General features: G+C 36.8%; 15 protein-coding genes and 5 pseudogenes. 15 read left to right on the plus strand and 5 right to left on the minus strand.

What is annotated here, in order from left to right; translation table 11 throughout:
* Positions 1-317 precede the first annotated feature (317 nt).
* The 5 genes from Q5W13_RS13525 (at position 318) to Q5W13_RS13545 (ending at position 7,958) form a co-directional block, all read left to right on the plus strand.
* Positions 318-3,284, plus strand: a complete 2,967-nt coding sequence (locus Q5W13_RS13525; protein WP_304443361.1) for a tetratricopeptide repeat protein — start codon at positions 318-320, stop codon at positions 3,282-3,284.
* A 98-nt stretch (positions 3,285-3,382) separates the two neighbouring features.
* Positions 3,383-5,137: a TonB-dependent receptor gene (locus Q5W13_RS13530; protein WP_304443362.1), complete on the plus strand. Its 1,755-nt coding sequence runs from the start codon at positions 3,383-3,385 to the stop codon at positions 5,135-5,137.
* Between the two features lie 120 nt (positions 5,138-5,257).
* Positions 5,258-6,532: a hypothetical protein gene (locus tag Q5W13_RS13535; protein WP_304443363.1), complete on the plus strand. Its 1,275-nt coding sequence runs from the start codon at positions 5,258-5,260 to the stop codon at positions 6,530-6,532.
* Positions 6,498-6,731, plus strand: coding sequence for a hypothetical protein (locus tag Q5W13_RS13540; protein WP_304443364.1), 234 nt, complete (start codon positions 6,498-6,500; stop codon positions 6,729-6,731). Before Q5W13_RS13535 ends, Q5W13_RS13540 begins: the two co-directional genes overlap by 35 nt.
* A gap of 129 nt (positions 6,732-6,860) precedes the next feature.
* Positions 6,861-7,958, plus strand: a complete 1,098-nt coding sequence (locus Q5W13_RS13545) for an OmpA family protein (protein WP_304443365.1) — start codon at positions 6,861-6,863, stop codon at positions 7,956-7,958.
* A 12-nt stretch (positions 7,959-7,970) separates the two neighbouring features.
* Here the strand turns inward: Q5W13_RS13545 and Q5W13_RS13550 are convergent, their stop codons facing one another.
* Positions 7,971-8,759 carry an NIPSNAP family protein gene (locus tag Q5W13_RS13550; protein ID WP_304443366.1) on the minus strand — a complete coding sequence of 263 codons (789 nt, stop codon included), beginning with the start codon at positions 8,757-8,759 and terminating at the stop codon, positions 7,971-7,973.
* Positions 8,760-8,921: 162 nt separating this feature from the next.
* Here Q5W13_RS13550 and Q5W13_RS13555 point away from each other — a divergent pair.
* The 3 genes and pseudogenes from Q5W13_RS13555 to Q5W13_RS13565 all read left to right on the plus strand — a co-directional run bounded on the left by Q5W13_RS13555 (position 8,922) and on the right by Q5W13_RS13565 (position 11,916).
* Positions 8,922-9,685, plus strand: a pseudogene (locus Q5W13_RS13555) (NYN domain-containing protein).
* 88 nt (positions 9,686-9,773) lie between these two features.
* Entirely contained in the window at positions 9,774-10,202 is a 429-nt protein-coding gene (locus Q5W13_RS13560; RefSeq protein ID WP_304443367.1) for a hypothetical protein, read from the plus strand.
* Positions 10,203-10,299: 97 nt separating this feature from the next.
* A pseudogene (locus tag Q5W13_RS13565) lies at positions 10,300-11,916 on the plus strand (amidohydrolase).
* 76 nt (positions 11,917-11,992) lie between these two features.
* Here the strand turns inward: Q5W13_RS13565 and Q5W13_RS13570 are convergent.
* Entirely contained in the window at positions 11,993-12,541 is a 549-nt protein-coding gene (locus tag Q5W13_RS13570; RefSeq protein ID WP_304443368.1) for a DUF2911 domain-containing protein, read from the minus strand.
* Positions 12,542-12,780: 239 nt separating this feature from the next.
* Between Q5W13_RS13570 and asnB the strand changes: the two genes are divergently transcribed.
* From asnB to Q5W13_RS13595, 5 genes and pseudogenes are all read left to right on the plus strand, one after another.
* Positions 12,781-14,445: an asparagine synthase B gene (gene asnB / locus Q5W13_RS13575; RefSeq protein WP_155594512.1), complete on the plus strand. Its 1,665-nt coding sequence runs from the start codon at positions 12,781-12,783 to the stop codon at positions 14,443-14,445.
* Positions 14,446-14,805: 360 nt separating this feature from the next.
* A pseudogene (gene gyrB, locus Q5W13_RS13580) lies at positions 14,806-16,759 on the plus strand (DNA topoisomerase (ATP-hydrolyzing) subunit B).
* Positions 16,760-16,846: 87 nt separating this feature from the next.
* Positions 16,847-17,599: a hypothetical protein gene (locus Q5W13_RS13585; protein ID WP_155594510.1), complete on the plus strand. Its 753-nt coding sequence runs from the start codon at positions 16,847-16,849 to the stop codon at positions 17,597-17,599.
* A gap of 173 nt (positions 17,600-17,772) precedes the next feature.
* Positions 17,773-18,735, plus strand: a complete 963-nt coding sequence (locus Q5W13_RS13590) for a hypothetical protein (RefSeq protein WP_304443369.1) — start codon at positions 17,773-17,775, stop codon at positions 18,733-18,735.
* A gap of 91 nt (positions 18,736-18,826) precedes the next feature.
* Positions 18,827-19,669 (plus strand): universal stress protein, encoded by an 843-nt coding sequence (locus tag Q5W13_RS13595; protein ID WP_304443370.1) that lies wholly within the window; start codon positions 18,827-18,829, stop codon positions 19,667-19,669.
* A gap of 120 nt (positions 19,670-19,789) precedes the next feature.
* Here the strand turns inward: Q5W13_RS13595 and Q5W13_RS13600 are convergent, their stop codons facing one another.
* Entirely contained in the window at positions 19,790-20,164 is a 375-nt protein-coding gene (locus Q5W13_RS13600) for a lipocalin family protein (protein ID WP_155594508.1), read from the minus strand.
* Between the two features lie 347 nt (positions 20,165-20,511).
* Between Q5W13_RS13600 and Q5W13_RS13605 the strand changes: the two are divergent.
* Both Q5W13_RS13605 and secDF read left to right on the plus strand, forming a co-directional pair.
* A pseudogene (locus Q5W13_RS13605) lies at positions 20,512-21,438 on the plus strand (malate dehydrogenase).
* Positions 21,439-21,594: 156 nt separating this feature from the next.
* A pseudogene (gene secDF, locus Q5W13_RS13610) lies at positions 21,595-24,590 on the plus strand (protein translocase subunit SecDF).
* A 191-nt stretch (positions 24,591-24,781) separates the two neighbouring features.
* Here secDF and Q5W13_RS13615 read toward each other — a convergent pair.
* Both Q5W13_RS13615 and Q5W13_RS13620 read right to left on the minus strand, forming a co-directional pair.
* The gene (locus tag Q5W13_RS13615; RefSeq protein WP_304443371.1) at positions 24,782-25,267 is read right to left on the minus strand and encodes an ABC transporter ATP-binding protein; all 486 of its coding nucleotides are present in this window, start codon (positions 25,265-25,267) and stop codon (positions 24,782-24,784) included.
* Positions 25,264-25,956 carry an ATP-binding cassette domain-containing protein gene (locus Q5W13_RS13620; RefSeq protein WP_304443372.1) on the minus strand — a complete coding sequence of 231 codons (693 nt, stop codon included), beginning with the start codon at positions 25,954-25,956 and terminating at the stop codon, positions 25,264-25,266. Before Q5W13_RS13620 ends, Q5W13_RS13615 begins: the two co-directional genes overlap by 4 nt.
* Between the last annotated feature and the right edge of the window lie 280 nt (positions 25,957-26,236).

The raw sequence follows: 26,236 nt of genomic DNA on the forward strand, positions 1-26,236 counted from the left end.
TTAATTTGTTAATCAATCGTTAAAGGTAGGGCGTAGTTCTGTATAGTGATCGCCAAATCTCGAACTTTGAATCTAAATAATAATATAAAAGTAATAAGTTAAAGATTAACGTACGGCAGGCACTGATAAAATCTTTTTGCTTTTTTAAAGATTGCCCGTGGTGTTGAATTATTAAGATGAAAACACCCCTTATTATATACTTAGATGCAATATTCAACGTTATTAAAATTAATTAACGGTAATACATATTTCTAGTTAGAACACTATGCTAAAAAAAAATCACCGCGCTTATCCCTGTTTTTCTGGGGATGGTTTCTATGGGAATTGCTCAAGAAACTAAAATTTACACCCACGATCAGAAACAATATCAAGATGCCTTGTCGCTCTATAATAACGAGCAGTACCAAGCGGCACAGTCTATATTTGCTAAGGTTAAGGATAATACCAAGAATCTAGAGACCAAGGCCAATAGTGCATACTATGAGGCCAATGCTGCGGTTCGGTTGAACCAATTGGGAGCTGATCGGTTAATGGAAGACTTCGTAGCCAATTATCCAACGTCTACCAAAAGGAACTCTGCTTATGTAGATGTTGCCGAGTACTATTTTGAAACGGGAAAGTATCCGTATGCTTTAAAATGGTACAATAAGGTTGAGCAAAGTGCTCTGTCTCGTAAAGAGATGGACAAGTTTAACTTTAATTACGGGTATTCTCTGTATTCATCAGGAAAACAAAAAGAAGCAGAAAGCTATCTTCAAAAAGTAGAGAATTCTCCTGTTTATGCTTCTCAGGCTAAATATTATATGGGCTACATTGCTTATCAGCAAGATGATTACGAAACGGCCAATCAGCGTTTTGATCAGATAAAAGATCCTGATATTCTTGAAGAGAAGATGGATTATTATCAAGCCGATATGAACTTTAAGCTTGGTAAGTTTGATCAAGCCATAGGTTTGGCAAAGAAGCAAATGGCAAAGGGTGATCGTAAAGAGAAGTCTGAGCTTAGCAAAATTATTGGCGAGAGCTATTTCAACTTAAAAGAATATTCCAACGCCATTCCGTACCTAGAAGATTATCAAGGTAAAAAAGGCAAGTGGAGCAATACGGATTATTACCTTTTAGGGTATTCGTACTACAAGCAAGGCGATTATGCCAATGCCGTCCAGCAATTCAATAAAATAATAGGAGGTACCAATAGCGTTTCTCAAAATGCATATTACCATTTAGCGGAATGTTATCTGAAGTTGGATAAAAAGCAAGAAGCGTTGAATGCGTTTAGAAATGCTTCTCAAATGGACTTCTCCCAAGAAATTCAGAAAGATGCGTATTTAAATTATGCGCGTTTAAGCTACGAAGTAGGTAATGCTTACGAGCCAGTTCCGCAGGTTATTACTGATTATTTGGCGAAATACCCGGACAGTGCCAACAAGGAAGAGATGCAAGAGTTATTGGTAGATTCATACATTACCTCTAAAAACTTTGCAGGAGCCATGGAGCTTCTTGAGAAAAACAAGAACTACGCCAGTAAGGCTACCTACCAAAAAGTAGCATACTACCGTGGTATTGAATTGTTCATGAATGCAGATTACCAAGGTGCAGAAGAGAATTTAGGAAAGTCGCTTGATAGTGCCGAGGATAATATGTTCCGTGCAAAAGCTAACTATTGGAAAGCCGAAGCGGAATATGCCCTAAATAATTTCAGCAAAGCATTGGTAGACTATATTCAGTTTCAGCAAAACCCATCGGCTAAATCTACTGAGGAATATAAAGAGCTAGATTACAATTTAGCGTACACCTATTTTAAATTGAGAGATTACAGTAATGCTATTTCTTATTTTGAGAATTTCGCCAATGCGGGTTCTAGCGATACACAGAAATTGTACGACGGTTATCTTCGTTTAGGAGATAGCTATTTTGTGACCAGTAAATATTGGCCGGCTATAGAAACGTACAATAAAGCACTTTCACTTACTGGAACAGAAAAGGATTATGCGGCTTATCAAAAAGCGATCAGCTACGGTTTTGTAGATAGACGTGATACTAAAATTGAAGAGTTAAGAACATTTGTTACGGCATATCCAAAGTCAAGTTTAAAGGATGATGCTCTATTTGAATTGGCAAATACCTTAATAGCTGCTGGACAAGAGCAACAAGGTCTTCAGACGTACCAGCGTGTAATTACGGAGTACAAAGCTAGTTCTTTAGTGCCACAGGCAATGATGCGTCAAGGTTTGGTTCACTATAATGCAAACCGAAACGAACAGGCGTTGACAGAGTTCAAAGCTGTGGTTCATAATTTCCCAGATACACAAGAGGCGATTCAGGCGGTGTCTACGGCAAAATTGATTTATGTTGATTTAGGTAGAGTTGATGAGTACGGAGAATGGGTGTCAAAATTAGATTTTGTTGAGGTAACGGATAGTGAGTTGGATAATGCCACTTTTGAATCTGCCAATAAGCAGAACATGGAAGGCAAAAAAGATGGCGCCATTAAAGGGTATGAGAATTACATCAAACAATTTCCAAAAGGATTAAATTCCGTTAAGGCCAATTTTAGTTTAGCACAACTATATTTTGCTAAAGGCGAAAAGGAAAAGGCATTGCCAAACTATAAATTTGTTGCCGATAAAATAGGAAGCGAATATGCAGAGCAGGCATTGACTAGGGTTTGTGAGGTATACATAGGTAAAAAGGATTATGCTTCGGCCTTACCTTATTTACAACGTTTGGAAAATCAAGCGGATATTCAGCAAAACAGAATTTTTGCTCAATCTAACTTAATGAAAGGATACTATGAGCAGAAAGACTATGGTAAGACATTGGCTTATGCAGAAAAAGTATTGGCTACACCTACAATAGATAACCGTATTAAAAGTGATGCACAGATAATGATTGCACGTTCTGCAATTGCTACAGGAGATGAAGCGAAAGCAGAAACGGCCTATGGCGATGTATTGAAAATTGCGTCTGGTTCTACTGCAGCTGAAGCACTTTATTATGATGCTTATTTTAAAAGTAAGGCACAGGATTATGAAAACTCCAACATATCTGTTCAGAAGTTGGCAAAAGACTATTCGGGTTATAAAGAATGGGGAGGGAAAGGTTTAATTATCATGGCCAAGAACTTCTATGCTTTGGGAGATGCTTATCAAGCCACTTATATTTTGGATAGTGTAATCAGTAATTTCAGTCAGTTTGCAGAAATTGTTTCTGAGGCCAAAGGCGAGCTTTCTATTATTAAAGCTAAAGAAGCACAAAGTAATTCATCAGTGAGAACCGATTGAAATTAGAAATAGATTTAACAAGATTGAAAATTGAATTTAAACGAGGCTCTTTAGAACCGGCTTCGCTTTTAAGGTGTAAATTCAAAAAAGAACACAGAATGCACAAACATATAAAGCTTACTCTTATTTTCCTTACTGGTGTTTTTCAGTTTGCCATAGCGCAAGAAGAAGAAAAAGACGATATAGGTACGGAAACCGTTACCGTAACAAAGGCATATACGCCAACGATTAACGATGCTTTTAAAATCAAGACCATACCCAATCTTAACGATTCTATTGTCTTGCAAAAGAAAAAGATAAACTACAGTATATTTTCTGTTCCTGTGGCCTCTACTTTTACACCGGCTAAGGGTAAGGCTTCTGCCGTAAAGAAAACGCCACCACCGGTATTGTATAACTCGTATGCTTCTGCAGGAGTTGGTAATCCTGCCAATTTAATGGGCAAGTTTTACACCAGTAGAACTATTGACCGCGAATCTGGTTATACGCTTGGTTTGGAGCATAATTCTTCTCGTGGCGATATTGATGGGGTTGCGTTAGATAATATATACTCAAACTCTAAATTAGATGCTAGCTATACCAAAAGAGATAGTGATTTTGATTGGGGTGTAGATGTAGGCGCGCAGCACCAGTTATACAACTGGTATGGTATTCCTGACGCTACTTTTACAGAAGAAGAGGTAGATGGTATTGACGAGCGTCAAAATTATTATATGGCCGAAGCATCGGGTCATATTAATGTAGAAGATTCCTATTTTGAAAATGCAAAACTAGAATACAGAAGATTTTGGGATGCTGTTAAATCTGGAGAGAATAGAGCTGTTTTTAAAACAGGTTTTTCATTCCCTGTGGCTGACGAGAACTTTGGGGTTAAAGCTAAAGTGGATTACGTAAGCGGTAGTTTTAAAAACTCTAGCCTTAACAACCCAACCAATACACCAGAAATTAATTATAGCAATCTACAAGTGGGTATTAACCCAAGCTTAGCTTTGTTAAACGAAGATTTTTCGTTGAATTTAGGTGTAAATCTTGTGTACGGTCTTGATTCTGAAAATAGCGATAGTAATTTCTATATCTACCCTGCGGTTACCGCATCTTACAGATTGTTAGATGATATGGCTATAGTCTACGGTGGAGTAGAGGGTGATTTAATGCAGAACTCTTACTATGGTTTTGTTGAAGACAACCCTTACGTTTCCCCAACTTTGGACATTGTTCCTACGGATAAAAAGTATGATGCTTATGTGGGTTTAAAAGGACAGATTTTGCCTAATTTGAGTTATAATGTTAAAGTAAGTTACACTACAGAAGACAGAAAGGCACTATATAAACTGAATGCTATAAATGATTCTAGAACTGATGAAAAAGGCTATTACTACGGTAATTCTTTTGAAGTGTTTTATGATGATGTGAAGACTATTGGAGCTTTTGGGGAATTAAATGTAGATGTAAACCGTAACTTTAGTTTAGGAGTGAATGTAGAATATTTCAACTACAATACGGAAACGGATAACCCAGCTTGGAACTTACCAGATCTTAAAGGTTCATTGTTTATGGATTACCAAATAGGAGAAAAATGGTATGCAGGTGCAAATCTGTTTTATGTAGGTGAACGAGATGATGTAGTAACCATTGCTTCTGCTAGTGGCATTCCTGCAGACTTTTTTGCTACCCCGGTAGTATTGGATAGCTATTTTGATGCTAATTTCCATGTAGGATATCGCTGGAATGATCAGCTTTCTTTCTTTGTAAAAATGGCAAATATTGCCAATAACAATTACCAACGTTTTTCTAACTATCCTGTTCAGGGCTTGCAAGTTATGGGAGGTTTGACCTATAAATTCGATCTATAGTTTCTTTATAAAAATAGGTAAAGTGTGTTTACCCGATTTTTTTAGGGTCTTATCTATGCTGTCGTAAGATTCGTGCTAGAATACTTATTTTTGTTTTAGTTGCTAATAAGAAAATACATCATGTTTCAGAATAATAAAAACGCCCAGGCCAATCATAGAAGTTTTAGGTTTCTTTCGGGAAGAAAAATCGCTGGTATTGTACTTGTAGCATCAATGATTCTTTTTGCTGCTTGTGGGTCCGATGATTCTGAGGCTCCGGTTTCTGTTGATGTAGATACAGACGGCGATGGAATTCTTGATTCAAAGGAAATTTTAGATGGTACAAGTAAAACCAATCCTTGTGACCCAAAACCCAATTCTGGTTATACAGGTTACGATGCGGATAATACCATTTGGCTAGGTGCCGATTGTGATATTGATGGTATAACAAATGCAGAAGAACTTGCCAATGGTACAGATCCATATGTAGATGAAACCAAAGATACGGATGGTGATGGTATTCCCGATTTTCAAGAAGATGCGGACGGAACTGATAAAAACAATCCTTGCGATCCTATTCAAGATGAAAATTATACAGGTTACAACGCGGCAAATAATGTTTGGAAAAATGCCGATTGTGATGCAGATGGCGTGAATAATGGTGATGAGGTAACAGGAGGTAGTAATCCGTATTTAGATGATACCGTTTATGCTGTTGCTGAGTTTCTTCCAAAATTATCCGATTTAAAAATATTCAGAGGAAACCCAAGCGATTTGGTTCCCAATACCACCTCATACGAGTATAGTTTAAGCACGCCTTTGTATAGTGATTATGCCCAAAAATTCAGAACCATATCTCTTCCTGAAGGTGCACAGATGACTTACACTGATGAAGGGTTGTTGCAGTTCCCGGATAATACTATAATTAGTAAAACCTTCTTCTATTATAATGATGAAAGAGATGAATCTCTTGGTACAAAATTAATAGAAACCCGTGTGATGATTAAATCTAATGGAGCATGGAGTATGGGCAATTATCTTTGGAACGAAAATCAGACAGAAGCTAACTTTAGTAATGATGCACCCACTGTACAGGTAAGCTGGATAGATGGTTCGGGTAGTAATCAATCCGTTGGCTATAAAGTGCCGTTTACAATTAATTGTACTCAGTGTCATGATGTAAACAATACAACTATTCCAATTGGTCCCAAAGCGAGAAACTTAAACTTTGTGTACAAGGGTAAAAATCAACTTCAAAATTTCATTGATAAAGGTTTGCTTTCCGAGGCACCTGCCACGGCAGCAATTGAAAGACTTCCAGATTGGATAGATGATTCTTTTACGCTTACGGAACGTGCCAAAGCTTATATGGATGTGAATTGTGCACATTGTCACCAACCTTGGTGGTCTACATAATTCAAACGAAGGTATTCGTCCAGATTTTAGATATGAAACTTTGTATGCAGATAGCAATGTAGAAGAATTTAAAGCAGATATTAGAGCAAGAGTTGATACAGACCCTGCTTACGGACCTTCTATGCCGCTCATAGGTATTACAGAATTACACACGGAAGGTGTAGACTTAATTCAAGCTTATATTGATTCTTTAAACTAACCTATTCAATAGTCCTTTATACCTTAAAAAGACTACCCTGCTTAGATAGGGTAAATTTGAGTATGTTTTTATTTGTCTATTTTAGAGCCGACTTAAACGCTCATGATGACTAAATTTCCACTCGGGAATATGATGTTTTTTTTATTCGGGATGTGCTTTTGGCACACGTTGAATTCACAGAACTTAGTTGAAAATCCCAGTTTTGAAGCTTACGTAAATTGCCCTAAACGCTTGGGTAATTTTAGTACAGATGTTAAAGGTTGGTCAACTCCTACGGAGGGTTCTACAGATTACTTTAATGGATGCAGTACGGAAATGGGTACACCAAAGAATTTTAATGGATCGCAACCTGCAAATTTTGGTCAGGGTTATGCTGGGCTTTATCTTTTTGCACCAGATGATTACAGAGAATATTTTCAAACTAAATTACTTCAACCGTTAAAAGAAGGAACAAAGTATAGGGTATCTTTTTATGTGAGTTTAGCAGAACGTTCAGATTTCGCCATTAAAGAATTTGGAGTTCTATTTTCTAAGGATAAACTGCGTATTCCTGTAAAAGAGGAATTGTCAAAGAAGCTCCTCTATCAACAGAAAGAAAACGCTTATAATTATTTAGAAATAGGGTATTCCAATTTCTATTCGGATACCCAAGATTGGATATTGGTGCATACAGAATTCGTAGCTAAAGGCTCGGAAAAATATCTAATGATCGGTAACTTCAAAAGCAATGCCCGAACCCGGCTTTTTAAGACCAAGCGCAATGCCAAGCAAGGTGCGTACTATTATGTAGATATGGTTGAGGTATCGGAAGCAGAAACTAATAAAGTCAAACAAGAAGTTGTTCTTGCAAATGTGGAATCACGCACATTTGAACTAGATAAAATCCACGTCTTTGAAGACGTTCTTTTCGCTTTTGATAAAGCTTCATTGTTGGAAACTGCTAAGAAAGAGCTAAGTGGTATCTATTTCTATTTGTTAAAGAATAAGACATTACATATTTCAATAAACGGTTTTACGGATTCTATTGGGAGTAATAAGTATAATCGTTCTTTATCTAAGAAACGAGCAAAGGCTGTCGCCGAATACCTTGTGCATTTGGGTCTTAATAAAAATCGCGTAGTATGGCAAGGTCACGGAGGAGACAAGCCAATAGCTAATAATGCTACTTCTGAAGGTAGAAAGCAAAACAGAAGGGTGGAGTTTATTATTAGTAAGCCCACACCCTAATTAATTTTTTTATTAATAATCTGAATATTCAGTAGGGTAAAGCAGTATAATATCTGCCTTGCTAACATTATTCTGATAATTTGGGTCAGCCTTTAATTCCAACCATTTTGGAGCTGTTCTAAAACCATCCCAGTGGGCGTCTCTAGATTCCATATTTTCAAAAGTTGTCATATACATTAAGTTGGGCATACGGTCTCCGGATAATACTTCGGCATAAAAAACGGCATTAAAACCTAAGGAATCAAAGAGTGCTACTTCACCTCCTGCATTGAACATATCTACTTTGTTCTGGTAAATGGCTTCGGTGGAAGATTCATAACTACGAAGTTCGTACACACGTTCTTTTCTTGGCCCTTCTATTTTGGATGCTTCCATTATAGGCATTTTAGGAAAAGCTTTCATTAAAGTGGAATTGATACGCTCATAAGGGGCGTTATCATGTTTTGCATGGATATAGCTATCACCAGCAGAAATATAGCTTTTATCCTGAGCTAACATATTATCCAATGTCAAAAATTGGTCAAGAGAGCTAAAAGGTATCAGTACATAAATTTTAAGGTCGTTTATGTCTTCTGAAGGGATTAATTTAAAAACACCAACATTCTCTATTCCCGCTCTTTTTAAAGCAGGTAAATAGGCATCTTTTAAATAAGTGTCTACAACCTTTTCTTGATTTCCATCTTTTAGTAAATAGGTTTTTAATTGATAAAACTGTTTGTCTAGATTTTGTGCGTTTGCAGAAAGGGCTACAGCAAAAATTAAAATGAAAGCTATAAAAGAACTTTGGATGGAATTTTTCATAAAAATATTGGGTTTGGAAAATCAAACTTAGTGAAGAACCTTCTTAAAACCTAATAAAAAGCAGCGAGGCCAGAAATGAATGGATTGTGGTTTTTTATGTAAAAATCGCTTCTTTTTTTTGGAAGAATCAACGTAACTTGCAGTAAAGAAAATATAATCATGATGGATTTAAATCTTGCGGTACTTATAGACGGTGACAACATTCCTTCGGCCTATGTAAAGGAAATGATGGAAGAAATTGCTAAATACGGCAATCCTACCATAAAGCGTATTTATGGAGACTGGACCAATCCACGTCTTGGGAAATGGAAAAATGTTCTTTTAGAGAATGCTATAACCCCAATACAGCAATATGGGTATACCCAAGGTAAGAACGCAACGGATTCTGCTATGATCATAGACGCTATGGATGTGCTCTATGCAGGAAAGGTCAACGGATTTTGTATCGTGAGTAGTGATAGTGACTTTACTCGTTTGGCTACGCGTTTGCGTGAAGCCGGTATGCAGGTATTGGGATTGGTGAAAAGAAAACACCCAACCCTTTTATAGTAGCTTGCGATAAATTCATTTATATAGAAATCCTGAAGAAGGAAGACGAGGAAGAAGATAGTTCTGTTAGTGCTAAGACGCCAAAGGCCGCCAAGAGTAATGTAGATAGAATTACAGCTAAAGATATTAGATTAATAGCCTCTACAATAGATGATGTGGCCGATGATGACGGATGGGCCTTTTTGGGTGATGTAGGGAGTCTTTTGCAGAAAAAACAACCCAACTTTGACTCTCGTAACTACGGTTTTCAAAAGCTTACGCCGCTTATCAATTCCATCAAATCAATAGAAGTAGATCGTCGCGAAGATTCAAAAGGACGTAAAAAACTTGTTTACGTTAAAATGGCAGACAAGCCTAAATCGCGCTCAACAAAATAATAAGGGTCTTATGTTCGTTTTATATAGATGGTTCCATTTTTAAATAAGAAATGTACCTGAAATTAGTACGAATTAATTTGTTGAAGAAATGAGAACTTTTAAGAAAAATTCCCTCGCAGTATTGGCCGCTTTTTTAACTAGCATGACTTTTGGTAGCGCTCTGAGCGCAAATGTTTTGAATACCGATGATAAGGAGTGTAAAGAAGTAAAGCCTGTAGAGAGTGAACTACTTGGAAGTTGGGAATATTCTGCAGAAAATGCACCCGAACAATATAAGTTAGGGGCGCTTTCTATTTTTCATGAGAACGGAGAGAATAATGTATTTGTTCAGCTTGATGAAAAGGAGGTTTTTGGCAAAAAAGTTAATTTAGTAGGTAATACTATTAGTTTTGAAATAAAGTTAGAAGGCACTGTTTTTAAAGTTAAACTAACTGCAAAAGGAGAAGTTCTTTCGGGTACGTATACTTATGCTGAAGGTACTTTTGAAATAAAAGGAGCGCGAGTAAAAATCATGTAATTTAAAAAATGTGGAAAAGACTTTTTTCCACAACTAGAAGTAGTAAGGGAGTAGTACATAATTTATGTACTTTTGGTAACCTCCAAATTCTCTTACTATGAAAAAGATACTTCCTTTATTATTGTTGTTCCTTACAGGTTGTGAATACCTGAAAGAAAATGTGGACTTGGTTATCGTGAATGCTAATGTATACACGGTTGATGAAGAGTTTTCTAAAGCAGAAGCTTTTGCTGTTCATGACGGAAAATTTATAGCCGTAGGTACTACCGAAGAAATTAGGGATAAATACACTTCAGACCAATTGGTAGATGCAGATGGTCGTACCATAACCCCAAGGCCTTATAGATGCCCACTGTCACTTTTTTGGTTTAGGTCTTAAACAGCAAGTGGTTGATCTTGTCGGAACCAAAAGTTTTGACGAGGTTCTGGAGCGCGTTCAAGCTTTTCAAAATGAAAATCCCAAAGATTTTGTGCTAGGTGAAGGTTGGGATCAGAATGATTGGGAGGTTAAAGAATATCCAACCCGTAAAGAATTAGATAAAATTTTTCCTGATACTCCTGTGGCTTTAAGTCGCGTAGATGGCCATGCTTTGTTGGTAAATAAGGCTGCATTAGATTTGGCCGGTATTGACTGGCGAACAAAAGTAGAGGGAGGAGAAATTGTAAGAGGGGCAATGGGTATTACCGGAGTACTGGTAGACAACCCAATGGATTTGGTGTATGCTAAAATTCCGATGCCAGACTTAGATGCTCAAGTGAAAGCATTAAAAGACGCTGAAAGGATTTGTTTGAATAATGGATTAACTACCGTTGATGACGCGGGATTAAATCGCGCTACTATAGAGCTTATAGATAGTTTGCAACAAACAGGAGAGCTTACGATTAAGGTGTATGCTATGGTTAGCAATATTCCGGAAGATGTAGATTATTTTATTTATAAAGGACCCATAAAAACAGATAGGCTAAATGTGCGTTCGATAAAAGTATACGGAGATGGGGCACTCGGCTCCCGTGGAGCAGCATTAAAAAAACCATATGCCGATAAATGGGGTCATTATGGAGCTATGTAACACCTGTAAATGAAATTGAAGATTTAGCACGCCGTTTAGCAATTTCCGAGTATCAGATGAATACCCACGCTATTGGCGATTCTGCCAACGCAGTGGTGCTTAGAACATATCAAGAAGTTTTGAAAGATAAACCCAATCGCCGTTGGAGAGTAGAGCATGCTCAGATTATTGACTCATTAGACTTCAACTATTTTGGTAATGGAGTAATACCTTCCGTACAGCCTACACATGCTACTAGTGATATGTATTGGGCAGAAGACCGTATAGGTGAGAAACGAATGAAAGGAGCTTATGCTTATAAGAAACTTTTAGATAAAGCGGGAATACTTGCGTTGGGTACGGATTTTCCGGTAGAGCAAGTGAGTCCGTTTCTAACGTTTTATGCAGCAATAACTAGAAAAGATGTGGAAGGTTATCCAGAAGGAGGATTCCAAATGCAAGATGTGCTCACAAGGGAAGAGGCATTACGTGGAATGACAATTTGGGCAGCGTATTCTAATTTTGAAGAAGAGGAAAAAGGAAGTATAGAGTCTGGAAAGTTTGCAGATTTTGTAATCTATGATAAGGATATGATGACAGTTCCTGTTGCTGAGATTCCTACGATTATGGCAGAGCAAACCTTTATAAACGGTAAAACAAGATAGTTAACAGAAGTTAACGCATAAAAAAAACCGAAGCTCTTAAGGCTTCGGTTTTTCTAATTATAGATTTCAGGATACTTTAATTTTTTGCAACAGTAATAGGAACTGCAACTCTTGTTTTGTCCCATCCCATAACCATTTTAAAACCAGCTCCGTCTTCTTTAAAAGCAATAGAAAATTCTTCCAGAGAGTTAGAGTCTTCTGAACTAGGTACGTTAACACGAGCAACATCTGCACTTTCGTCATAAGAATATGCACCCCATTGGTTCAAGTTTTTGTTAAGAACAACTGTCCATTCGCCTTGTCCAGGAATAGTAAAGATAGAATAGGTTCCAGCTTTAATATCTTTCCCGCCAAAATTCACATCAGCATAAAAAGTTACCTCGGCAGCTTCATTAGCACCCGTACGCCAAACTTTTCCTGCAGGAGCAAGTTCTGATAGAGAACGACCTTTTAATTGTGGGCGACTATAAATTATACGAGCAGTTTTTGTAGACACTTTGTAATCGGTAGGGAAAGCCGCCATATCCATAGGGCTTTTGTCTAGTCCACTAAATTTTTGAGCTAATGCATCGGTTGAAACGGTCATGGCGAATGCCATTAAAGCAATAAAAAGTACTTTTTTCATAATTGGATTTGTTTTGAGATAAAACTAGTTAGTATTCAATATAAATTCAACTAAAAAGTCGTTAAATTTTCCACTACTTACAGAACGAATGATTTTTAATCTAAATAATTAGATATAGTGACGTATTGATGTCGAATAACATTTTAAAATTACAATATGAAATCATTTATAGTATATATGTTTTATAATTGAAAGTTTAGTCGCATTTTTGACTTCAAATTAGAAATAAACAAATTGTTATGTGTGGAATTGTATGTGCATTTGATTTAAAAGAAAGTTCAGATGTTTTAAGACCCCAGTTATTGGAGATGTCTAAAAAAATACGTCACCGTGGTCCGGATTGGAGTGGTATCTATGCCAATGATAAAGCAATCTTAGCGCACGAGCGTTTGGCAATTGTTGATCCAGCTTCCGGTACGCAGCCGTTGTTCAGTGAAGATAAAAAATTGGTTTTGGCCGCTAACGGCGAAATCTATAATCATAGAGAATTGCGTAAGCAATTTGAGGGAAAATATAATTTCCAGACAGAATCTGATTGTGAAGTTATTTTAGCCCTTTACAAAGAAAAAGGAGCTGATTTCTTAGATGAGATGAACGGTATTTTTGGTTTTGCAATATATGATGTAGAAAACGATTCTTATTTCGTTGCACGTGACCATATGGGTATTATTCCACTTTATATTGGTTGGGATCAAAACGGTACATTCTATGTTGCTTCTGAATTGAAAGCTTTAGAGGGTACGTGTTCAAAAATTCAACTATTTCCTCCGGGACACTACATGAGTAGTGAAGATGGTGAATTCAAAAAATGGTATACAAGAGATTGGATGGAGTATGATGCCGTTAAGGATAACGAAACGAGTATTCAAGAAATTAAAGAAGCATTAGAAGCTGCGGTACACCGTCAGTTAATGTCAGATGTACCTTATGGCGTATTGCTTTCAGGAGGATTGGATTCTTCTGTTACATCGGCAATAGCTAAAAAATACGCACAAAAACGTATTGAATCAGGTGACACAACAGATGCTTGGTGGCCTCAGTTGCACTCTTTTTCAGTAGGGCTAGAGGGTTCTCCAGATTTGGCGGCTGCTCAAAAAGTAGCGGATCATATTGGAACGGTGCATCATGAAATAAAATTTACTATTCAAGAAGGTTTGGACGCAATTAAAGATGTTGTTTACAACTTGGAGACGTATGATATAACTACCATTAGAGCTTCAACGCCCATGTATCTTATGGCTAGGGTAATTAAATCTATGGGTATTAAAATGGTACTTTCTGGTGAAGGTGCAGATGAGCTTTTTGGAGGTTACCTTTATTTTCATAAGGCACCAAACGATAAAGAATTTCACGAAGAAACTGTTCGTAAACTGAGTAAGTTGCATATGTACGATTGTTTACGTGCCAACAAGTCTTTAGCGGCTTGGGGTATTGAAGGTCGTGTGCCGTTCTTAGATAAGGAATTTATGGACGTAGCTATGCGCATCAACCCAAAGGATAAGATGATCAATGGCGAGCGTATGGAGAAATGGGTTGTTAGAAAAGCTTTTGAAGATATGTTACCGGAGAGCGTAGCATGGAGACAGAAAGAACAATTCTCTGACGGAGTAGGGTACAGCTGGATAGATACTTTAAAGGTTGTTGTTAACGATGAGGTTTCAGATGAACAATTGGCAAACGCTAAATTCCGTTTCCCTATTCAGACACCAACTTCCAAAGAAGAATTCTATTACCGATCTATTTTTGAATCTCATTTTCCTTCAGATGCAGCAGCACTATGTGTTCCTCAAGAAGCGTCTGTAGCATGTAGTACACAAATAGCTTTGGATTGGGATGAGGCGTTCAAGAACATGAACGATCCGTCCGGTAGAGCAGTGGCTAATGTACACGATGACGCATATTAGAACCATTTTTGAAGGTTATTTATATAATTAGCTAGAATTTGACCTGTTGCGCGATAAAAGCCAGCAGGTCTTTTCTTTTGTGCCTGTGACTACCAATTATGGTCTGGGTTCTTTAGAAATAATTAGCGGTTCATGAAATTCAAAGATGAGTCTCAAGAGAATACCTTATTTTTATAGTTTGATTTTGAGAAACTTAGGCTTTAAATCAAGGTAGATATAGACAGAATGCTATAATCGCATTTTTCCACAATTTTTGTTGATAACTTAGAGGTTATGACTTCTCTCAAAACCCTATATTCTATGGGGTTTTGCGTATATTTGTGAGATTGCCAAAAATTAAGTCTAAAACTAGTTAATTTTATGAGCGAAGAAGCTAATAAAGAAGAAAAAAAGAATCAATATTCCGCGGACAGTATTCAGGCCCTAGAGGGTATGGAACATGTACGTATGCGTCCATCCATGTATATTGGAGATGTGGGCGTTAGAGGTCTTCACCACTTGGTATACGAGGTGGTTGATAACTCCATAGATGAAGCTATGGGTGGTCATTGTGATACTATTAGTGTCATAATTAACGAAGACAACTCCATTACCACTCGAGATAATGGTAGGGGTATTCCGGTAGATTTACATAAAAAAGAAGGTATATCCGCTCTAGAGGTGGTAATGACCAAAATTGGTGCCGGTGGTAAATTTGATAAGGATTCCTACAAGGTGTCTGGTGGACTTCACGGTGTTGGTGTTTCCGTAGTGAACGCACTTTCTGATAACTTAAAAGCTACCGTTTATAGAGATGGTAAAATTTGGGAGCAGGAATACGAGCGCGGAAAAGCAATGTATCCTGTAAAGAGTATTGGTGAGACAGATGAAAGAGGTACAATGGTTACTTTTCATCCAGATGATCAGATTTTTCAGCAAACAATAGAGTATAGTTATGAAACTTTGTCTAACAGAATGCGTGAGCTTTCGTTTTTGAACAAAGGAGTAACTATTACCATTACGGATAAGAGACAAAAAGATGAGGAAGGAGAATTCGTTTCTGAGGTCTTTTACTCAGACGAAGGACTAAAGGAATTTGTTAAGTTTCTTGATAGCAATAGAGAGCCGTTGATTAACGGTGTAATCTCAATGGAAGGCGAGAAAAACGATATTCCAGTTGAGGTCGCTATGATTTATAATACGAGTTACACAGAAAACTTGCACTCGTATGTAAACAACATTAATACACATGAAGGTGGTACACACCTATCAGGTTTTAGAAGAGGTCTTACAACTACTTTGAAAAAGTACGCAGATGCTTCAGGAATGCTCGAGAAGTTGAAATTCGAGGTTCAAGGAGATGACTTTAGAGAAGGTCTTACTGCTATTGTTTCCGTTAAGGTTGCAGAGCCTCAATTTGAAGGTCAAACAAAAACTAAGTTAGGTAACCGTGAAGTTTCATCTGCAGTTTCGCAGGCTGTTTCAGAAATGTTATCTAATTACTTAGAAGAGCATCCAGACGATGCTAAAATAATAGTACAAAAAGTAATACTTGCGGCTCAAGCACGTCACGCAGCTACAAAAGCTCGTGAAATGGTACAGCGTAAGACTGTAATGAGTATTGGAGGCTTACCTGAGTAAACTTTCCGATTGTTCTGAGCAAGATCCTGCGCAATGTGAAGTATTTCTTGTTGAGGGTGATTCTGCAGGTGGTACGGCCAAGATGGGGCGTGACCGTAAGTTTCAGGCAATTCTTCCTTTACGAGGTAAGATTCTGAACGTAGAAAAAGCCATGCAACATAAGGTTTTTGAAAACGAGGAAATTAAAAATATCTATACCGCACTAGGAGTAACTATTGGTACGGAAGAAGATAGTAAAGCATTGAACTTAGAAAAACTGCGTTACCATAAAGTAGTGATTATGTGTGATGCCGATGTAGATGGTAGTCACATTGAAACACTAATTCTAACGTTCTTCTTTAGATATATGCGTGAGCTTATTGAGAGCGGGCACGTTTATATTGCTACACCGCCTTTATACTTGGTGAAAAAAGGAGCCAAAAAACGTTATGCATGGTCTGATAAGGAACGTGATGAGATAGCAGATAGCTATAGCGGAGGTGTAAGCATCCAGCGTTATAAAGGTCTTGGTGAGATGAATGCTAATCAGTTATGGGATACTACAATGAACCCAGAATTTAGAACGCTACGTCTAATTCAGATAGATAATGCTACTGAAACTGATCGAGTATTCTCTATGTTAATGGGTGATGAAGTTCCTCCAAGAAGAGAATTTATAGAGAAAAATGCTGTATATGCGAACATTGATGCATAATAATTAGTGTTTTTCACAACAAATATTCGTCCGCCACTTGGCGGACGAACTATTTTAGGGGCAGTACAATAACCTTAAACCCCTATTATGAAATTACAATTAGTATCAATGGTATTATTTATGTCCAGCGTTGTTTGTTTTGGACAAGAGAGTTTAAAAGAGCGCGAACAACAAGCCGCGTTCGATCCAGCTTATTCTTCTTACTCTCGAAAAAAACCAGCTTATGTTACGCTTAAAGATGGCACCAAATTGGAAGCCGATATTAAAGATGTAGATCGTAAGAAAGGTCAGATTAACGAAATCAAGTTCATTAAGCCAGATGGCGAAAAGGTTCGTGTTAAAGCGGAAGAAATTGTCGATTTGTATATGGCGCCTTCTGGACTGGAGAAGCTGAACAACCAAAGTAACTTCATGAATGATGCTACCAAATGGGGAAAAACCGATGCTTCCAAATATATGAACAAAGGGTATACTATGTATACTAACCAAATGGTTTCTTTGAAAAATAAGAAGAAAGAAGAAGAATACTTAATGCAAGTTGTTAATCCAAAATACAGTCAGTTTATTGAAGTGTATTCTGACCCATGGGCTAAGCAGACTGCTAGTATCGGAATTGGAGGTATGAAATTAGCTGGTGGTATAGCTAAGTCATATTACATCAAAAAAGGTGATGAAAAAGTATTATGGTTAACTAAAAAGGACTTCGATGAGCATTTTGAGTCTTTATTCATGGATAATGATAAGTTTAAAGCGAAGTATGGTGGCGAAAAATTTAAGTGGAGTTTGTTAGGTGTATATATTTTAGATTACACAGAGTTTCTTTTAGAAGATAGTAAATAGAATTCTTAGATAGCTAACTGCTAGTATAGAATACGAGGCTGCAATCATTTATGATTGCAGCCTTTTTTATAGTTTTTAAGTTGTCAATTATTTAAATATTTAATAATCTGTAATGAGCAATTCAATTCATATGAATGTTCTTTATTTGCGGCAAAATATAAAACCAGCACATTTTGGATTTTTCAGTTATAGTTATGTATTTAGGTTTTATTTTGGCTGCATACTCCGTTGTAGGAAATGATACTATACAAACCCTAGGTACATTTCTAAGTTCCAATGAAAGAAAGAAATGGTGGGTACTTTGGTTGTTTGCTGGAGGTATTCTGGCGGGAACCCTAATTTATGGGTATATAACACATAATGGGGATGTTTCTTATGGTAGGCTGGATAAGTATCCTATGCCAGAACTATTTTCTTGGTACTATTTACTTCCGCCATTAATTCTAATGCTATTAACCCGTACCGGTATTCCGGTAAGCACATCATTCCTAATTCTTACCTTCTTCAATGAGGAAAATTTAGGTGTTATGGTCACTAAATCGCTGTCTGGTTATGGGGTAGCATTTGTTACGGCTATTGTGCTCTATTTAGCAATATCGCGCCTAGTGGAGAAAAAGTTTTTAGAAAGCCCTGTTACGGACAAAGAGGAGAGACTTTGGACTATATTACAATGGTGTTCTACTGGTTTTTTATGGTCCCAATGGCTAATTCAGGATTTTGCAAATATCTATGTTTACTTACCAAGAGAATTAGATGTGTATACATTAATCTTTTCATTGGTGATTATTCTGGGCTTGTTAGCCTATATAATAGCTTCAAAAGGTGGGGCTATTCAAAATATCATTAAGTCTAAAACAAATACTGTAGATATTCGATCAGCAACAATTATAGATTTTGTTTACGGTGTTGTTCTTTTCTACTTTAAGGAAATGAATAATGTGCCTATGAGTACCACTTGGGTGTTTATTGGTATACTGGCAGGTCGTGAAATAGCTTTAAACTATATGCTTAGAAAAAATGAACCTAGAGCCAAGATGTTTAAATCATTAGGTGTGGATTTGATTAAGGTGGTGATAGGTCTTGTTGTAAGTATTATTTTGGTCTTTGCCGTGAAATATCTGGCAACATCTTTTTAATTTTATTTAGAAATGGAACTTGAAAGCCACTTAGCGATTACATTTTTACTCAGTGAACTTAACCTAGGAATATCATTTTAAAACAATTACTATGGACTGCATACTTTTCCCTACGGATTTTTCGGAAGTTTCAATGAATGCCTTTTTGTACGCAGTGGAATATGCAAAAAAGACCGAGAAGAAAATCATCGTTTTTCATGCTTACAATCTTGAAACGGAAACTACAGAGGTAGAGCAGGAATTATATGAAAAAGTAGATATACAGAGCTTTAGAAATAAAAAGGAAACCTTTCCGCCTTTTGAAAAAATACTTAAAGAAAATAAGGTTGATAGTTTAAAGGTAAAGTATGTAGTGCGTGAAGGAAATTTTATTGACACATTTACTCAGTATATAGGGAAAAGGGAGGATAAGATAGATGTGGTGGTCATGGGTACCCAAATTAGTAAAAGCGGCCTATTTCAGCTATTTACAGAAACTAGTACTTTAAAGATTTTAGATGAAATAAATAAGCCTGTTGTTGTGGTTCCCGGCCATGCTAGGTTTGATGGTGATTTAGATAATATTCTGTTCTTGGTAGATTATCAAGAAGATGAAAAAGAACCGTTGGAAGATTTAATCAATGAATCTAAGAGTTTTAAGGCAAAACTACACGTTGTACATTTTGATTTAGCGCATGGAGATTCTATTGTACCAATGATGGATCGTTTTAAAGCCTCGCTTAAAAATCATGATGTGAGCAATGTTACCTTTAAGACCATTGATTCTATAGATATAAAAAAATCGTTATTGGACTATTGTATAGAAAATGAAATAGATATGGTTTGTCTGATCAATCATAAACGTAATTTCTATCAACGTTTATTTACCTATAGTCTTACTGAAGATTTAATACGAAACATTAATACGCCAGTAATGGCTATATATAGGGATTAGAAACGAAAAATTTAAGGAAAGTCCGTTGAGGACAATAGGTAGATAGAGATCTACTTAATTTAAAAACCCATATTCAATTAAGAATATGGGTTTTAGCGTATTTGAAACCTAGTAATATTTTTATTCTCTTAAGGCCATTGTGTGTCCTTCTGAATCTGCTAATGTGTTTCCTTCCTCGGAAGTTTTCATAGAGACAATTTGGCTCTCCATATCTGTTCCTGGGTATGATATTGTATAGGTGTCATTTTCGTAACTCCATTTAAAGTCTGTTTTAAAAGTAATGCTGCCGTTACTCTTACGGTGGTAACGTCCTAAATAAGCATCGTTGAATATCCACTCCTTACGAACGGTTTCTGACTTGCCGGTTAGGCTGGCAGGTGCTACTTCTACATCTGACCATATACCTATAACAGGATTATCATTTTCGGGTATCTGTGTGCAGTTACTGACGAGTATGATGGATATTATTGCTAAAAATGAAAAGACTTTTTTCATTGTGGTAGGTTTTAATTATTTGGGGGTTTTGTTATATTAAGAACGCCCAATTGCAATGTACTATTGCTACAATTCGATGTATGGCAACAAAACCCTTTTATCTTCGTTAAAGCGCATTCTTTTTTAACAGGAGTGCATTTGGTCGAGCATTTGGTCGATAATGTTTCTGCCATTTAACCCAGTATTCACTATATTTTTCCTTTAAGATTGTTTATTTTTGAGAACCTATTTCAAATATTGACATTATAGGTTACATGTGTCCTTTACTGAATGCTGTAGGAGAGGTAAGTCAATCTTTGAAAAAGGATATTCAAAAAAAAGTTTTAATAACAAATAAATTATAACAAATGAAAGTTACCGTAGTAGGGGCAGGAGCAGTAGGAGCAAGCTGTGCCGAGTATATTGCCATTAAAAATTTTGCATCTGAGGTAGTCGTTTTAGATATCAAAGAAGGATATGCCGAAGGTAAAGCTATGGATTTGATGCAAACCGCATCTTTAAACGGTTTCGACACTAAGATAACAGGTGTAACTAACGATTACTCTAAAACTGCTAATAGTGATATTGCAGTAATTACCTCTGGTATTCCAAGAAAACCTGGTATGACTCGTGAAGAGTTAATAGGAATCAATGCAGGTATCGTAAAAACGGTATCAGCTAACTTGGTAAAACATTCTCCTAATGTAATTCTAATAGTCGTAAGTAATCCAATGGATACTATGACGTATTTGGTACACAAAACAACAGGTCTTGCTAAGAATAAGATTATAGGTATGGGTGGAGCTTTAGATAGCGCACGTTTTAAGTACCGTTTGGCTGAAGCTCTTGAAGCTCCAATCTCTGACGTAGACGGTATGGTTATAGGTGGTCATAGCGATACCGGTATGGTGCCATTAACATCTCATGCTACAAGAAATAGTATACGTGTTTCAGAATTTTTATCTGCAGACCGTTTGGAGCAAGTAGCTGCGGATACTAAAGTAGGTGGCGCAACATTAACTAAATTGTTAGGAACAAGTGCTTGGTACGCATAAGGTGCAGCAGTTTCAGGTTTGGTTCAGGCAATTGCGTGTGACCAGAAAAAAATATTTCCATGTTCTACCTTATTAGAAGGAGAGTATGATCTAAATGATATCTGTATAGGGGTACCTGTAGTTTTAGGTAGAAATGGAATCGAAAAAATAGTAAATATTCCACTAAGCGATGCTGAAAAAGCAAAAATGCAAGAAAGTGCAGCTGGTGTAAAAAAGACCAACGGTCTACTAGAATTATAGTCGTTAAGACAATAATAAATTAGAACATCTGTCCTAGAAGTATTTCTGGGGCAGATGTTTCTGTTTACAATAACTCTAAATATATTGTCAATTCCTATGGGAAAATCATATATTTGCACGCTGTTATAAAAAGCACGCAATTAATTCACACAACCAATGCAGAATAAAGGACTTATTAAGCTTTTTGCCCTACTCTTCGGGCTAGTAAGTATCTACCAATTATCATACACTTTTATAGGTGGTAAGGTAGAGGACGAAGCAAAATCATATGCGGAAAGCCGTATTTCAGATGCAGAAGATAATTATGTTTCTAAACGAGAAGCTTTAGAAGCTAGTTATTTAGACTCTATTGGAGACAACTCCATTCTTGGTTTCACTAACTATAACGAAGCCAAAAAGAAAGAGCTAAACAAAGGTCTTGACCTTAAAGGTGGTATTAACGTAACCCTTCAGATTTCCGTAAAGGACATTTTAAAAGGTTTAGCTAATAATACTAAGAGCCCTATTTTCAACAAAGCTTTGGCTGATGCAGATGCAGCTTCCAAAGATAGCGATGATACCTACGTAGAGCTTTTCTTCAATGCTTTTGAAAAAATAAAGGGAGATACTAAATTAGCTTCTCCGGATATTTTCGCCAACAAAGGACTTAGTGGCGAGGTTAATTTTCAGATGTCAGATGATGAGGTTAAGCCTATCATCCGAAGAAAAATTGACGAATCTATAATTTCTGCTTTTGAAGTACTTCGTGAGCGTATTGATGGTTTTGGTGTAACACAGCCAAACATTCAGCGTGAAGGTAATTCAGGTCGTATATTGGTAGAATTACTATAAGTGCAAGAGATATTGCTCGTGCACAAGGGTTATTGTCAAGTACTGCACAGTTAGAGTTCTGGGAAACTTATGAGCCTAACAATCCAGAACTACAAGGTTTCTTCTTTCAGACCAATGAAAAGTTAAAATCACTTATTGATGTAGCTGATGTTAAGGAACCAATAAAGAAAGAATCGGAATTAGATTCTCTTCTTTCTGATGTTTCTGCAGACTCATTGGATATTGCTGGACAGGTTAATCCATTGTTCGATAAGTTTCAACTAGGTGCACCTAGCTATGCTGTTGGTGTTGCCGCTATTCAAGATACTGCCGAAATTGGTGAGTATCTTAGAATGAAAGAAGTTAGAAGGTTGCTTCCTGCCAGCTTACAGTTTGTAAAGTTCTTGTGGGAAAGACCATCTGAAGGTTCTGAAATAGCTGAGCTATACGCTTTAAAATCAAACAGAGATAATACACCAAGAATTAGTGGTGATGTTGTTAGTGATGCACGTGATGAGTTTGTAAACGGTAAACCAGCCGTTACTATGAGCATGAACACAAAAGGAGCTAAAGAATGGGAAAAGCTAACTGGTGATGCATATACCAATAGAACAGGTATTGCTATTGTATTAGATAATAAGGTATATACTGCTCATGGCGTTTCATCAGGACCTATTTCTGGAGGTCGTTCAGAGATTACAGGTACTTTTACGGTAAACGAAACAAAAGATATCTCCAACGTATTACGTGCTGGTAAGTTACCGGCATCTGCGGAAATTATTCAATCAGAGGTTGTAGGGCCATCTTTAGGTCAGGAAGCTATTGATAGTGGTTTTACATCATTTATGATTGCAATGGCAATTGTATTGGTATGGATGATCTTCTATTATGGTAAAGCGGGTGGTTTTGCAGATATCGCTTTATTATTGAACATTCTATTGATATTTGGGGTTCTTACCAGCTTAAGTGCTGTATTGACCTTACCGGGTATTGCGGGTATTGTTCTTACCATTGGTATGTCGGTAGATGCTAACGTACTTATTTTTGAACGTATAAAAGAAGAATTGGCGAAAGGCAAAGGAAAATCATTAGCTGTGGCAGATGGTTTTAGCAATGCACTTTCATCTATTCTTGATGCGAACATAACAACAGGTCTTACCGCAATTATCTTATTTATATTTGGGTCAGGTCCTATTAAAGGTTTTGCAACTACCTTACTTATTGGTATTTTAACTTCTTTGTTTACTGCAATTTTCATCACTCGTCTATTAGTAGATTGGTATGTTGAAGGTCAAGGTCGTTCGTTGGATTTTTCAACAGGACTTACAAAGAACTTGTTCAAGAATATTAATATCGATTTCCTTTCAAAAAGAAAGATTGCGTATATTTTCTCTGCTATTTTAGTAGGGGTAAGTGTTTTCTCTTTAGCAACGAATGGGTTGCAACAAGGTGTTGATTTTGTTGGTGGACGTTCATACCAAGTTCGTTTTGAGCAGTCTGTTAATCCATCTGAGATTGCAGCTGAGTTGAACGATGTATTTGGTAGCGGTACAAACGTGAAAACGTTTGGAGATGCTAATCAGATTAAAATAACTACAGCTTACAAAGTAGATGTAGAAGGTATTGAAGTAGATAATGAGATTCAGGATAAACTATATGTTGCTTTACAAAAATATCTACCGGATGGTATCAGCGAGCAGAGCTTCAAAGTAGGCTCAGGTGATAAGTCAATTGGTATTTTGCAATCTGTAAAAGTAGGTCCTACAATTGCAGATGATATTAAGAACAATGCTTTCTTGGCCATTTTAGGTTCGCTTGCAGTTGTGTTTTTATATATCTTATTCCGTTTCCGTAAGTGGCAATTCTCTTTAGGAGCGGTAGCAGCAGTTTTTCACGATGTTATGATCGTGTTGGGTATATTCTCTTTGTTTGGTACAGTTATGCCTTTCAACATGGAAATTGATCAAGCGTTCATTGCGGCTATATTAACCGTAATTGGATACTCGCTGAATGATACCGTTGTTGTTTTTGACCGTATTCGTGAGATTATTGGTGAGAGAGGATGGCGCGGAGGCGACAACATTAACTTGGCATTGAACAGTACATTAAGCCGTACGTTGAATACCTCTTTAACGACCTTGGTCGTGTTATTGGCGATATTCATTTTTGGTGGTGAATCATTAAGAGGATTCATGTTCGCAATGATAATTGGTATTGTTGTAGGTACATATTCTTCATTATTCATAGCAACACCAGTAATGTTTGATACGCTGAACAAGACTTCAAGAGCAGGAGGACTAGAAAAAGATACGGTTGAGCCGGAAACGGAGGAAGTAAAATAAATTTCTCTATATTTGAGGCGTTAAGAACTAACTAACTCAATTAATTACAAAAGCCGTTTGCATATGCAAACGGCTTTTTTGTTTAATGATTTTTTTTTGGATTTTTATAAAATATAAGAAGGAGCTATTAAGTCAATACTTCTCCTGTAGAACCAGTTTCTGATTTTTCTAGTTGATAGATGAGTTCTGCTTCAAGACCTTGGTTCTTTTCTATGTGATACAAAAATGACCGTAGTATTACTTTGCGTGGCAAATTTGTTAACCAAAGCCACGAATAGGGCTGCGCTGTCATCATCCAATCCCGCTGTTGGTTCATCAAGAATAAGTAATGGTGGATGTTTGATCATGGCTCTTGCACACATAATCAATCTTTTTTGACCCATAGATAGGTCATGAAAAAGAGCATCTTTCATATCCCATAACCCAATAAGGGTTAACCACTCTTTAGCTAATCTTAATTGAGCTTCGGTTGGGTTTATGTATAGGCCAACGGAGTCGTAAAAACCTGAAATTATCATATGGCTGACGGAATGATAACCAGTAAATTTATCAGTCATAGAAGGCGTGAAATAGCCTATTCTTTTTTTTATCTCCCAAACACTTTCTCCTGTACCTTTCTTACGTCCAAAAATATAGAGTTCTTGACCATAACCTTTGGGGTTTTCTCCCGTTATCATGGATAGATGGTTGTTTTTCCACTACCGTTCCTTCCCCTTAACTCCCAGAATTCACCTTTTTTAATATGCCAATTAATATCTTTTAAAATAGGTTTTTCGCTATAGGCGACGTCAACGCCTTTTAGCTCAATTAAAGTATCGCCCTCAATTTCATATGAACTGATGGGTTTTGGAACATCATTTTTAAAGAGTTCTTTTTCCTGTTGGTTCGAAAATGCTTCCACAGAATCCACAAAAACTAAATCGTTGCCGTCTAATTTTGCAAATGTATTCGCGAAAGGCAATAAATCCGATCTACGGCTTAATAACTGCACCATTGGAGTATGTGCTGAAACTTCTTCTAAAGTTAATTTCAGGTCTTCTTGAGCAGTGGTGTCAAGGTTATCAAACTGGTTGTCCAAAACAATAAAATCCGGCTGAGAGCTGAGTATATGTTTTAGTAAGGCTTTCTTCTGCTCGCCGCTGGACATTGATTTTAAACTTTGTGCAGTACCTGAAGTAATTACTTTGTTGCCATGGCGGTCCTCTATATCAATAAAGCGAGCAACTGCCAATTTGGATAAAAGAGCGCCTTGTAAATTCGTTAGTTGATCAAAGCCTTTAGGAAGAGGACCTTCAAAAAAAGCTTCAATCAGTTCTTCTTTATGGGAAGTGTTTGCTGTAAAAATGGCCCAATGTTTTTGTTTCATAATAGGACTCTAAAAATGTGTATGGGGTTGTTATGGTATGTTGTATTAATGATGCAAATTTTAAATTTAAAAAGTGAGATTTTTTTGTATTTCAATCCTAATTAACTAACGTATTCATGAAGCCAGTATTTTGAAAGTGTAAAATTCTAATTTTAATAATATCAGCAAAAGCAAATTTCAAATAGTAGTTATAGGGTATATCCTGTCATAACTTCTGGAATGCCTGAGTATTTGGAATTATATAAGTCAGAAAAATAACGATTCACTCTTAATTACAGAA

Source organism: Zobellia laminariae (assembly GCF_030553095.1).
Taxonomy (GTDB): domain Bacteria; phylum Bacteroidota; class Bacteroidia; order Flavobacteriales; family Flavobacteriaceae; genus Zobellia; species Zobellia laminariae.